Source organism: Aureibaculum algae, assembly GCF_006065315.1.
In the GTDB taxonomy this organism is placed as follows: domain Bacteria; phylum Bacteroidota; class Bacteroidia; order Flavobacteriales; family Flavobacteriaceae; genus Aureibaculum; species Aureibaculum algae.
On the sequence record NZ_CP040749.1, the window covers coordinates 1,877,508 to 1,889,722 of the forward strand.

Here is a 12,215-nt window from a genome sequence, read left to right on the forward strand (position 1 = left end):
ATTAAAAATTATTGTTTTTTTAGTTTTTCAAGAATTTTAGACTTGCTATCATCGGAAAGTTTCGCCTTATTATGTGGAGCGTTATGGTTAAATAATTTACCAATGGCATTGTCTAAAAATTTTGAACGATGTGCATATGCATTACATGTTTTACACATAGACTTGTGCAGTTGTAATTGTGCTTTTTCTGTTAAAGTTAATTTAGAAATTGCCTCTTTATCTATTAACTCAGTAGTCTTTTTACATGAGTTAATTAATTTATTCATTATTTTTTGTAGTATCTTTTTCATTTCATTACTTCTTTTCAGACCCAATTTGTTTCTAAACATTCTTTTAGTAAAAGTTTAGCTCTATGCACGATCTGCCAATAATTCGACACGGTAATGCCCAAATCCTGACAAATTTCTTTCGCCTTTTTATCTGTTAAATACTTTGAAGTGATAGCGGTTTTCCATTTTTCTGGTAAATTATCAATACAAGCAGCCATAACACCATTAAATTCTGGGTTGTCTAATAATTCCTCTTCTTGATCCCAAATAGGGTCTATTTCTCTAGTTTTCCAGCCATTAGTTTCATTAAATAAATTATCAGATAATTGAAACCCTGCCTTTTCGGAGAGCTTAAATTCGTGCTTTTTAATTTTCGCGTTTTTACGATAATAATCGATGATTTTATTATTCAAAATAGAAAATAACCAAGTTTTTGGTTGGCTTTGTCCTTTAAAATTATCTATTTTATGAAAAGCAGACACAAAGGTATCTTGAACTAAATCTTCTGCTGTTTCTTTAGAAGAAGTCTTGTATAATGCCCATGAATAAAGAGCATCACTAAACTGATTGACCCAGTTTTCAAATACAATTGTAGTATTACCTTTTTTAACTTCCATGAAAATTTAAGTCCGTAATTATAATAAATCAAATATACTATTTTAAAACCTTTCAAAAATTGATGTTATAAACCTATATATCTGAAATAATGTGAGAATACATTAGTGCAAATTGGCGACTGAAAATAAACTAAATTATGTTTATTAAATATAAATAGTTATTTTTAAAAGATTCAATACTATTCATTATTAAATGAAATAGTTCGAGTATGAGTTTATAAAGCAACTATTACGTAAAACGGAGTGCTTTATAAACCAATGGTAAAAGTCTAAATAAGTTTTCTATAATTGATTAATAGAAGGCCGTTTAAAATTAAAATCTATACATAATATGAAAGCAATATTTAATAATAGTATAATAGCTGAGAGTAATAACACTATAGAATTAGAAGGCAATCACTATTTTCCATTAGAGAGTTTAAATATTCAATATTTTAAAGAAAGTTCACATGAAAGTACATGTCCTTGGAAAGGTCTAGCATCCTATTACGACATAGAGGTAAATGGTAAAGTATCGAAGGATGCTGGTTGGTATTACAAAACTCCATCGGAAGCGGCAAAACAAATAAAAAATCACGTAGCCTTCTGGAAAGATGTAAACGTGTCAAGTTAATGGGTTAGTGTTAGGTTAACTTAACTTAATAGACAAATAGTACTTATTATAAAATTGAATTTAATAACGCTCATGGCTTAGATTTGAATAGTTTGCATAAAATAGGGTTTGGAGGAGGTTGTCATTGGTGTACAGAAGCTGTGTTTCAACATTTAAAAGGTGTCGTAAAAGTAGAGCAGGGGTGGATTGCTTCTTCTGGTGATAGCAACTCATTTTCAGAAGCTGTTATTGTTCATTTTGATAATGAAATTTCATTGAATGTTCTTACAGAAATTCACTTACATACACATAAAAGCACAGTTCATCATAGCAGGCGTGATAAATATAGATCTGCAATTTATACTTTTTCTACGGCCCAATATGAAGTAAGTGAAACAATACTAAGAAATTTACAAACGAGATTTGAAAGTAAAATTATTACAGAAATAGTGCCCTTTATTGCGTTTAAGGCTTCAAGAGTACAAATTCAAAATTACTATATAACAAATCCAGAAAAACCTTTTTGCAAAACCTTTATAAATCCTAAATTAAAATTATTGTTGGATAAATTTTCAGATTATGTAAAAAATAAAAATATGCAATTGGCAGATTAACATAAAAACGATCAATAAATATAAATTTTAATTCCTTTGAAAATAGCAATACTAAATACGTTTAATGAGGTCCGTAAACGAACCGAAAACATATGTAAACCTTTGGTGATAGAAGATTATTCTGTTCAGCCCATTATTGATGTGTCGCCACCAAAATGGCATTTGGCTCATTCTACTTGGTTTTTTGAACAATTTGTACTCAAGAAGTTTAAAAAAAATTATACTGTTTTTGATGATGATTTTGCCTACTTATTTAATAGTTACTACAACAATGCAGGGGAACGCGTTTTACGTCCTAATCGAGGATTGATGACACGGCCAACGGTAAGTGAGGTTTATGAGTATCGTCAATATGTTACAGAGCATATAAACGAATTGCTAAAAGAGAATCAATCAGATAAACTTTTAGAATTGGTTGAAATCGGAATTAACCATGAGCAACAACACCAAGAATTATTGGCGTATGATATCAAATATATTTTAGGAAATCAACCTACTTTTCCTAAATACGATGGTGATATTTTTCTTCAAGAAGAAAAACAAGCACAAAAATTCATTTCTTTTAAAGAAGGTGTTTATGAGATTGGGCATAAAGGTGATGACTTTTGTTTTGATAATGAGTTAGGTGTACATAAAGTGTATGTGCAGCCTTTTAAAATTTCAAATAAATTGGTGACTAATAAAGAATACCTAGAGTTTATGGAAGCTGGAGGTTATCAAGATTTTAATTTGTGGCACGCAGAAGGGTGGGATTTTATTCAGAAACATGATTTGAAAGCACCTTTATATTGGCATTTTACTAAAGGAGGTTGGAAGTATTATCAATTTGATGGATTGGAAGAAATAGACCCTAATTTACCTGTAATGCATATTAGTTATTATGAAGCTTATGCCTTTGCAGAATGGAAGAAAATGCGTTTACCAACGGAATTTGAATGGGAGATAGCAGCTGACCAATTAAATTATGGGCAGCTTTGGGAATGGACCGCTAGTGCTTACCAACCATATCCAAATTTCACTAAAGCAGATGGAGCTTTAGGTGAGTATAACGGAAAATTTATGGTGAATTTACAAGTATTACGAGGAGCCTCCATAGCAACACCAAAAAACCACAGTAGAAAAACGTATAGAAACTTTTTTCATTCTAGTTTACAATGGATGTTCTCTGGTATTAGGCTCGTCTCACGTTAAGCTATTTCAGCTTTAAAATAGCACAACATAAAAATAAAATATGAAACAAAAATTTGATAGTATTATTATAGGCTCGGGTCAAGCGGGTACACCATTGCTTTTTTCATTAGCATCAAAAGGTAAGAAAGTAGCTTTTATAGAAAAAACACAAGTTGGAGGTACCTGTCTAAATGTGGGTTGTACCCCAACTAAAACCTATGTGGCTAGTGCCAGAAGAATGTGGGATATTAAACATAGTAATGATGTTGGTGTAGATTTTGAAGGCTCTTTTAAAGCCAATATGAATGCCATAAAAGATAGAAAAGATGCCTCAATCGCAAAGTCAGTACAAGGTATACATAGTGCCATTGAAAATAATAAGCATATTCATTTCTTTAAAGGGGAAGCTCATTTTATCTCAGATAATGAAGTAAGCGTAAATGATGAAATTTTAACGGCTGATGAAATTTTTATTAATGTCGGTGGACGAGCATTTGTCCCTGATGAATATAAAGACATTCCGCATCTAACCAATGTGTCTGTTTTAAACTTAAAAGAGCTTCCAGAGCACCTTATTATTGTGGGTGGAAGTTATATAGGATTGGAATTTGGACAAATATTTAAGCGTTTTGGAAGTAAAGTAACTATTATAGAACGAGGTGAGCGTATAATAAGTAGAGAAGATATCGCTATTAGCGATGAAATTCAAAAATTTTTAAAAGCTGATGGTATTGAATTTGTGTTTAATGCAAAAAAGATAACACCCTCATACAATGGCAATCAAGTTTCTTTAAAGATAAATGATGAGGTGGAAGTTTCAGGATCTCATTTGTTATTAGCCATTGGTAGAAAGCCTAATACTGACATTGTAAAAATAGAAAATACAACTATTTCAGTAAATAAAAGAGGTTTTATAAATGTAAACGACTATTGCGAAACTAATGTGAAAGGCATTTTTGCATTAGGAGATTGTAACGGAAAAGGAGCATTTACACATACGGCATATAATGATTATCAAATTGTTGAAAATTATTTATTTGCTGATAAAAGCAGAAAAATCTCTGATAGAATATCTACATATGGATTATTTGTAGATCCACCATTAGGTCGTTGTGGAATGACAAAAGCAGAAGCACTTTCTAAAGGAATAAATTTATTAGAAGGCAAACGCGAAATGTCTAGAATTGCCAGGGCCAAAGAAAAAGCAGAAACGTATGGTTTTATGAGTGTTTTGGTTGACGCGGATACCGATCAAATTATTGGTGCTTGTGTTTTAGGAACAGGCGGAGATGAAATTGTTACCAGTATTTTAAATGTGATGTACGCTAAAAAATCCTATAAATTAATAAGAGATTCTGTCGTATTGCACCCTACCATTTCAGAATTAATACCAACCACTTTAGAAAAACTAAAAGCTATACATGAATAATACATTTGCAAAAGACGTTGTTGCAGGTTTGTCTGCAAAAGAAAAACATTTATCTTCTAAATATTTTTATGATGATATAGGTAGTCGCATATTCCAAGAAATTATGGATATGCAAGAGTATTATTTAACAGATTGTGAGTTTGAAATTTTATCGCTACAAGCCAAACAAATAATTGATGCGGTTAATTTTAAACAAACGTTTAATATCGTAGAATTAGGTGCTGGAGACGGTTTAAAGACGTTTAAATTATTGGAATTCTTGGTGCATAACCATATTGATTTTCATTATGTACCTATTGATATTTCTCAAGGAGCTATGGATTTGTTGACGGCAGATTTAAAAAAGAGACTTCCAAAACTGTCTATTCATCCTAGGGTTGGTGATTACTTTGAGGTGTTGTCAAAAGAAAATGTTCAAACTAACATTCCGAGTTTGTTATTATTTTTAGGGAGTAATATTGGTAATTATACGGAGCCAGAGACCATAAATCTTTTAAAATTATTTAATGAAAATATGAAAAAGGGAGATGCCCTTTTACTTGGAGTAGATTTAAAGAAAAACCCAATAACTATACAAAATGCTTATTTAGATAAGCATGGAATTACCAAACGTTTCAATATCAATTTATTGAAACGGATTAATAGAGAGTTTGATGGTGATTTTAAAATTGACGATTTCGATTTTTATTGTCATTATAATCCGTTAAATGGTGAAGTACGTAGTTATATTGTAAGTCTTTGTAATCAGAAAGTACTACTTAAAAAGTTAAATGAGCGTTTTAATTTTACTTATGGTGAATTGATATGGACAGAATTATCAAAAAAATATAGTTTAGATGAATTAGACCATCTTGCCGAACAAAGTGGTTTTCGAGTAAATAAGCACTTTTTAGATAGCAAACATTATTTTACAGATTCATTATTGATTAAATCATAATTTTTAAAATTTCACAATGTGAGTCGTGGAAAATTTATCATACTAGAACTTTAGTCTAAAAAAGAGCCTCCAAATTATAAATAGGGTATTATACGATTATTGACTCAATATAAACAAATATACATTTGCTCATTGATGATTGATAAGCAAAGCCTAATTTCACAATCTCTTAAAACAATAATCACCTTACAAAAAGGTTATTAAAACGTAATCAAATTTTTAAAATGAAAAAAAACGGAATCTTAATTATTATTTTGAGTTGTTTAGCTGTCGGTTTGCATGCTCAAGAAGAAAAAACCTTTTGGGATAATGGTAACGTGAAAACTACAATTATTCTTGATGAGGATGGTGAAAAAAATGGAAGATATGAGTCGTTTTATGAAAACGGTGAACTTAAAGAATATGGATCTTATGAGAATGGGGAAAAAGTAGGAACTTGGAATGAGTATTATTATGATGGTACAAATAAAAAAATGACAAGGTATTATGACGGTATCATATATAGAAAAGAAATTTATTATGATAATGGTAGACTTATGGTCTCCGGTGGATTTGATGATCAAGGAAAAAAGGATGGTCCTTGGAAGCAACAATATGACAATTGGCAAGAAAAACTAGAAGGTGATTATTCGCATGGTAAAAAGCAAGGTCAATGGAAATATTATACTGAATCTGGGGAATTATTTAAGATTGAGAACTATAAGGAAGATGTCAGAATTAGCAAATGGGAAAATAATGATATAAATAGCAATGTATTTGAAAGTGAAGATACCGTTATTGATGTCTCTCATAAGATTGAACAGACTCAAGTGGAAGAAGTAGAGGAAGAAATAATAGAATATGTTGAAGTAGAAGAAGACGCTATTGATGCGGTTGCTGAAGTCGCGGGTGATGCTACAGTAGAAAGTGTAAATTATTATAGAAATAGACGTAATGGTGAATGGAAATTTTATAATGAGCGTGGCGATGTTATTGAAATAGGTAATTATATAAATGATAGAAAAAATGGAAAATGGACTTCTTATTATGATAATGGCCAAATAAAAAGGATTCAATTATGGAATGCAGGTAAAGTTATTGAAGTAATATCTTACTTTGATAAAAATGGAAAAACCTTGGATAAAGGAACATTGAAAGCGGGTAAAGGAACAATAAACGAATATGATGCTAATAATAAATTAATTTCAACCATAGAATTTGTTAATGGTGAAGAAATTGACTGGAATGATGCCTTTGAATTAAATAATATGGCTTGGGATATCTATGAGAATGAGACAGATGCAGCTATGCTACAAAAAGGAATTAAGATGGTTAAGCGTTCTATAGAGCTAGATAAAGATTATTTTAATACAGATACCTATGCGGCATTGTTATTTAAAACAGGTAACCTAAAACAAGCGTTAATTTTGGCAAAAGAAGCAATTAGAATTGCCAAAAAAAATGATGACACCTATAGTTCTACAACAGAACTTATAGAACAGATACAGAAGAAAATGAAAAAATAATTTATTAGATCAGATGCTTACAAAAAAACCACTTTTAGTGGTTTTTTTTGTTCTTGTAATCATGCAAATATAAATTAACACTCTACAAATAAACATTGATAATTTGGTTAGAAATATTTAAGGTATACATTTGATAAATACTAATGCTAGCCCCTATAAATAGTAGTAACTTACTAAAATAAAAATAATAAAAAGAGTGAAAATTATAGTTATAATAATGATGGGCATATTATTAATTGCTTCAATAGTTATGCTATTTATGGGAGCATGGATGCCGATTCTTAGTATTGGTTCTGGAATTCTTTTGGTTTATTCTTTAGTTGTATACCTTATGATCTTATTTACCAAAGAAGTGTCAAATAAAATAGTAAAATATATTATTTATTTTTCAGTATTTGCACCAATTATATGGTGTGTTATTGATGGGCAAGCTAAAGTCGACAGGGGTGTTCGTAATGTATTAAAAGATTTTCACTATCAGATTTAAATGTAAATACATTTTTATAGCCTATAACACGAAACTGTTTTTATTTATTGAAACCTATTAAAATGAAAAAATCACTTATTCTATTTCTTATTGGTATTACCTTAAATTGTTTTGCACAAAGTGATACGTTGCCTTATTTTAAAAAGGATGGAAAAGGTAAATATGCTTTGTTTAGTAACGATGGAAAACAGCTAACCCAATACAACTATGTTTCTATTTCAGATTTTAAATATGGCATTGCTCATGTAGCAGAAATAAGAATTGAAGAAGATGATTATAGTTATCTATTAAATCAAGGGTATATCAATACCAAAGGTGAAGAAATTGTCAAAACTATTTATGATGAAGCTCAATTGTGGGAAGACCAAAAACTCTTCAGGTTAAATAAAGATGGGCAATGGGAAGTTTATGATATTAATGGTACTAAAATTACAACTACTACATATGACGAGTTAGGTAGATTAGATGATGAAAATGGATTAATTAAAGTTGAGAAGGACGATTATCACGGTTATATAAATCGTAAAGGAGAATCTGTTATTCCTTGTGAATATTTAGATTTAACTAGTTTTAGCAAGGGTTTAGCTTATGGATATAAGCAACCATTAACTCATAATACTATTAAAAATAAAAATGGAGACTATAGTACGCACGGTGTAATTGATAGTTTGGGTAACATAGTGGTTCCAATGATATACGACGAAGTACTTACTTATAAAAATGGATTATTTAGAGTAAAAAAAGATGAAAAGTATGGATTCGTTGATTATGGTGGAAAAGTGATAATTCCAATTGAATATTCTTATGCCCAACATAAAGCCTCAAGCAATGGCTTATTTTTAGTAGAAAAGCGTTGGAATCAAGCTGAATACTTTATCAATTTAGAGAATAATAAGGTATTTACGCCTGTAGGTTATGATGATGTTCATCCATTTTTAGAAAATAGAGCAATGGTGAAAAGTAAGAATAAATATGGGTTTATAGATGGATCGGGTAAACTTATAATTCCATTACTTTATGATGGAGCTACAGGTTTTGAAAACCAATTAGCTAGAGTAGCGTTAAAAGGTAAAATCGGATTTATAAATCCAAATGGACAAATTGTTATTCCTATAATTTATGATAAAGCAGAGACCTATTATTTTAGTAATGCCTATGTAAAAATGAAGCTAAATGATAAGTCTTACTTTTTTGATATGAAAGGTAATAAGGTGACTGAACAAGAATACAACGCTATGCAGAATTAGCTTATCAATTATTTCTCAAAATAAATTAACATTCATAATTGTCTTTCAAAAGGGAAATGTACCAATCGAAATAAGAATGATTATTACAAGATGATTTATCTTAATAAGTTTGTGAACATAGCTCTCTTTAGATGATTAGGTAAAAAAAAGGGGACTGTGTAATATTTTGTGTTTTAGCGATTATTTAGTTGAAAAATGATTTTGAAATTCATAGGCAAAAAATTTACCTTTAAATTTTTATCTTATGAACACAGAATTAGAAAAACAGTTGGAAGCCTTACTTGGTAAAATCACTAACAAAGAAGACTTTGATCAAGTCAAAGAACAATTACTTAAACGCGGTATTGAATCACTTTTAAGAGCAGAAATGACGGCTCATTTAGGTTACCAAAAAGGTGATTCCATAATTGCAAACAACCAGCGTAATGGTTTTTCACAGAAGACCATAAAAACGCAAAATGGAGAACAACGTATCCAAATCCCAAGAGATAGAGAGGCTAGTTTTGATCCAGTTATAGTTCCTAAACATCAGTCGATCAGTCAAGAATTAGAAGACTGTATCCAATTGCTTTACGCTAAGGGTATGAGCAATTTGGATATAATCGACTTTATCCACCGTACCTATGGTGTTAATTATTCAACATCACAGGTATCGATTATTACCAATCAATTATTAGAGGACATCAAGCTCTGGCAGAATAGGCCTTTAGAAGACGTTTATCCTATAATTTGGATAGATGCCATTCACTATAAAATAAGACAGGAAGGCAAGGTTATCTCTAAAGCTTGTATGATAGTTTTAGGTGTTAATACCGAAGGGCAACAGGATATTTTGAGCATGCATATTGTTGAAACCGAAAAAGCATCTGCTTGGATGTCTATTTTAGATGATCTGCGCTCTCGTGGAGTGAAAGATATTTTCTTTTTATGCTCGGATAACCTACCAGGACTTGACAAAGCGGTAGAAGCTATTTTCCCGGATAGCATAAGACAGATCTGTATTGTACATCAAATTAGAAACTCACTAAAATACGTGAGTTACAAAGACAGAAAAGCAATAATGACGGATATTAAAGGCATTTACCAAGCAGATAATGAACAGTTCGCTTTAGAAGCTCTCCAAATATTTAAACAAAATTGGGAACATAAATACGTATCTGCCGTACAGTCTTGGGAGAATAATTGGGATAACTTGACCGCTTTTTTAAATTATCCTAAAGAAATAAGAAAACTTATTTACACAACTAATATCATTGAAAGTTTTAATGCAAGTCTTAGAAAATATACGCGTAACAAAAAAGTGTTCCCTAATGATGATGCAGCCTTGAAATCCATCTATTTAGCGGCACAAAGCATCAGTGCAAAATGGAAGAAAACACGTTTTAAATGGGGACAAATCTACAATCAATTGTATATTTGTTTTCCAAACAGGTTATAAATCAAAAAAGTTAACCTATGAATTTTGAAATTATTTTTCAAAAACACAAAATTTTGGATAAACTCAAAAAAAGGATGTGTTCATTTAGATTTCTTTAGTAAGATTTATATTTTATTTAAATAATTCTCACCAAATTATCATTCAATGATACTGGTCACATTACCGCAGTTATGCATGGCCTTACCAAAATAAGGATTTAATACTTTCTCTTCTTTGCTTAACCAATACGATCCATTGTTATCATCGGCCATAGGGCAGAATTGGCGGTACACTTTTTCGTTTATACCAAATGATTCAACAGCACTTATTATGTGTGATGATAATTGTTCAAAATCTTTTCTTTGCTGTTTTATTCCTGTTTCAGAAGCAATTAAATTTGCTGCCGTTTTGATTTGACGTTGTAAGGTCATCCAATGGTTATGAGCATTATTGTCAGACAGCAATTTCATGTCGATTTTCTCCAAACTTTTGACAATTGATGTAGCTACTATCTTGGCCTTTTTAGGATCATCATTTACCAACGCATCTTTTAGTGATATATAGTTCTCAAAAACATTTTTTAATTGGTCTTGGAATTTTAAAGGTACTTTGATACGTTCATTTATTTTGGAATGCTCTATTTTTTTAGTAGTTGAGGTTTCCATTCCAAGATGTCCTTCATGTCCAGTCATTGTTTTTCCACCTTCCTGATTCATCATTGATTTTTTACCCTGTAATTGGGCAGCTGCATCAATTGTGAAAGTCCCATTGGTCACTATTTCATAGCCATTTTCTAATCCACTTAACACTTCATGATTTTCTCCTATCGGATTTCCTAATCTTATTTCACGCATTTCAAAAATGGGCTCATTAGGATATGGTTTAACATATACCACAGAACGCTCTCCTGTCCATAGAATCGCCGTGGACGGAATACTTAATACTTCTCCTTTACTAGAAGAAACACCATCAATTTTACCTTCAACAAACATACCTGGCTTAAAATTATTTTTTGAGTTGTTTAAAACAACTCTCAATTTTACAGTTCTAGTTCGTGTGTTTAATGAGGGATCTATGAACGAAACGCTACCTTTAAATTCCTTGTTAGGATATGCATTGGTGGTGATTGACACTTCTTGCCCTTTTTTGAATAAATCAATCTGATTTTCATAAACATCAAAATTTGCCCAAACCGTATTTAGATTGGTTATTTTTAATAGTGGTTGACCTTGTTTTATAGATTCTCCTTGCTCTACCAACTTTTCTGAAACGGTCCCTGAAACTGTCGCGTAAACAGGGAAATTTTCTAAAACTTTACCGGAGGTTTCAATGTTGTTGATTTGGTTTTCAGAAAGTTTCCAAAGTTTTAATTTATTTCTTACAGCTTTATACAAAGCTGGTTGCGATTCTTTTAATGAAGATGCGGTTAATAACTCTTGTTGAGCCGCATATAATTCAGGGGAATAAATAGTAGCCAATAATTGCCCTTTTCGAATTTCTTCACCTGTAAAACTAACATTTAACCGTTCAATCCTTCCAGAAAAGTAGCTGACTTGAACCGCATTCGATTCTTCATTTTCAACGATTTTTCCTGATAGTTTTATAGCATTACTATTTGCTTTACCATTACCCACTATAGTTGTTTGTACATTGGCCAAAGCCATTGCATTTTCAGTTAACTTAAATTGATCTGCCAACAAACCATCTGCACCACTTGCCGCAGGAATTAACTCCATTCCGCAAATAGGGCAATTACCTGGTTCTGATTTCATAATCTGTGGATGCATAGAGCATGTCCACATCTGATTAATTTCCATAGTTTCATCGTGATCATGTTCTGTTTCCTTATTTGACGAATTACCAAATAGAACCCATCCTAAAACCAATCCAACAGCTAGTATTCCAATGTAAATGATATATTTTTTCATTTT

At 31.1% G+C, this 12,215-nt stretch carries 12 protein-coding genes; 9 read left to right on the plus strand and 3 right to left on the minus strand.

Annotation, left to right across the window (positions count from 1 at the left end):
* Nucleotides 1–8 precede the first annotated feature (8 nt).
* Together FF125_RS07720 and FF125_RS07725 are read right to left on the minus strand one after the other, a co-directional pair.
* Complete coding sequence (locus FF125_RS07720) at nt 9–266, minus strand: hypothetical protein (protein ID WP_138949220.1); 258 nt, start codon at nt 264–266, stop codon at nt 9–11.
* 38 nt (nt 267–304) lie between these two features.
* Complete coding sequence (locus tag FF125_RS07725; protein WP_138949221.1) at nt 305–886, minus strand: sigma-70 family RNA polymerase sigma factor; 582 nt, start codon at nt 884–886, stop codon at nt 305–307.
* Nucleotides 887–1,217: 331 nt separating this feature from the next.
* On the opposite strand from FF125_RS07725, the gene FF125_RS07730 reads away from it, so the two are divergent.
* From FF125_RS07730 to FF125_RS07770, 9 genes are all read left to right on the plus strand, one after another.
* Nucleotides 1,218–1,499, plus strand: a complete 282-nt coding sequence (locus FF125_RS07730) for a DUF427 domain-containing protein (RefSeq protein WP_138949222.1) — start codon at nt 1,218–1,220, stop codon at nt 1,497–1,499.
* 83 nt (nt 1,500–1,582) lie between these two features.
* Nucleotides 1,583–2,092: a peptide-methionine (S)-S-oxide reductase gene (locus FF125_RS07735; RefSeq protein ID WP_138949223.1), complete on the plus strand. Its 510-nt coding sequence runs from the start codon at nt 1,583–1,585 to the stop codon at nt 2,090–2,092.
* A gap of 30 nt (nt 2,093–2,122) precedes the next feature.
* Nucleotides 2,123–3,283 carry an ergothioneine biosynthesis protein EgtB gene (gene egtB, locus FF125_RS07740; RefSeq protein WP_394344128.1) on the plus strand — a complete coding sequence of 387 codons (1,161 nt, stop codon included), beginning with the start codon at nt 2,123–2,125 and terminating at the stop codon, nt 3,281–3,283.
* Nucleotides 3,284–3,323: 40 nt separating this feature from the next.
* Nucleotides 3,324–4,691, plus strand: coding sequence for a mercuric reductase (locus tag FF125_RS07745; protein ID WP_138949224.1), 1,368 nt, complete (start codon nt 3,324–3,326; stop codon nt 4,689–4,691).
* Entirely contained in the window at nt 4,684–5,628 is a 945-nt protein-coding gene (locus FF125_RS07750; RefSeq protein ID WP_138949225.1) for an L-histidine N(alpha)-methyltransferase, read from the plus strand. Before FF125_RS07745 ends, FF125_RS07750 begins: the two co-directional genes overlap by 8 nt.
* 224 nt (nt 5,629–5,852) lie before the next feature.
* Nucleotides 5,853–7,133 (plus strand): toxin-antitoxin system YwqK family antitoxin, encoded by a 1,281-nt coding sequence (locus tag FF125_RS07755; RefSeq protein ID WP_138949226.1) that lies wholly within the window; start codon nt 5,853–5,855, stop codon nt 7,131–7,133.
* A gap of 217 nt (nt 7,134–7,350) precedes the next feature.
* Nucleotides 7,351–7,620 carry a hypothetical protein gene (locus tag FF125_RS07760; RefSeq protein ID WP_138949227.1) on the plus strand — a complete coding sequence of 90 codons (270 nt, stop codon included), beginning with the start codon at nt 7,351–7,353 and terminating at the stop codon, nt 7,618–7,620.
* Nucleotides 7,621–7,682: 62 nt separating this feature from the next.
* Entirely contained in the window at nt 7,683–8,867 is a 1,185-nt protein-coding gene (locus FF125_RS07765) for a WG repeat-containing protein (protein WP_138949228.1), read from the plus strand.
* Between the two features lie 244 nt (nt 8,868–9,111).
* Nucleotides 9,112–10,305, plus strand: a complete 1,194-nt coding sequence (locus FF125_RS07770) for an IS256 family transposase (RefSeq protein ID WP_138949166.1) — start codon at nt 9,112–9,114, stop codon at nt 10,303–10,305.
* Between the two features lie 137 nt (nt 10,306–10,442).
* Here the strand turns inward: FF125_RS07770 and FF125_RS07775 are convergent, their stop codons facing one another.
* Nucleotides 10,443–12,212, minus strand: a complete 1,770-nt coding sequence (locus FF125_RS07775) for an efflux RND transporter periplasmic adaptor subunit (RefSeq protein ID WP_138949229.1) — start codon at nt 12,210–12,212, stop codon at nt 10,443–10,445.
* Nucleotides 12,213–12,215 lie beyond the last annotated feature (3 nt).

Bases quoted from the DNA above. Each gene is read 5' to 3' on its own strand.
- FF125_RS07720 (WP_138949220.1), bottom strand. From the start codon at position 266: ATGAATAAATTAATTAACTCATGTAAAAAGACTACTGAGTTAATAGAT.
- FF125_RS07725 (WP_138949221.1), bottom strand. From the start codon at position 886: ATGGAAGTTAAAAAAGGTAATACTACAATTGTATTTGAAAACTGGGTC.
- FF125_RS07730 (WP_138949222.1), top strand. From the start codon at position 1,218: ATGAAAGCAATATTTAATAATAGTATAATAGCTGAGAGTAATAACACT.
- FF125_RS07745 (WP_138949224.1), top strand. From the start codon at position 3,324: ATGAAACAAAAATTTGATAGTATTATTATAGGCTCGGGTCAAGCGGGT.
- FF125_RS07750 (WP_138949225.1), top strand. From the start codon at position 4,684: ATGAATAATACATTTGCAAAAGACGTTGTTGCAGGTTTGTCTGCAAAA.
- FF125_RS07755 (WP_138949226.1), top strand. From the start codon at position 5,853: ATGAAAAAAAACGGAATCTTAATTATTATTTTGAGTTGTTTAGCTGTC.
- FF125_RS07760 (WP_138949227.1), top strand. From the start codon at position 7,351: ATGATGGGCATATTATTAATTGCTTCAATAGTTATGCTATTTATGGGA.
- FF125_RS07765 (WP_138949228.1), top strand. From the start codon at position 7,683: ATGAAAAAATCACTTATTCTATTTCTTATTGGTATTACCTTAAATTGT.
- FF125_RS07770 (WP_138949166.1), top strand. From the start codon at position 9,112: ATGAACACAGAATTAGAAAAACAGTTGGAAGCCTTACTTGGTAAAATC.
- FF125_RS07775 (WP_138949229.1), bottom strand. From the start codon at position 12,212: ATGAAAAAATATATCATTTACATTGGAATACTAGCTGTTGGATTGGTT.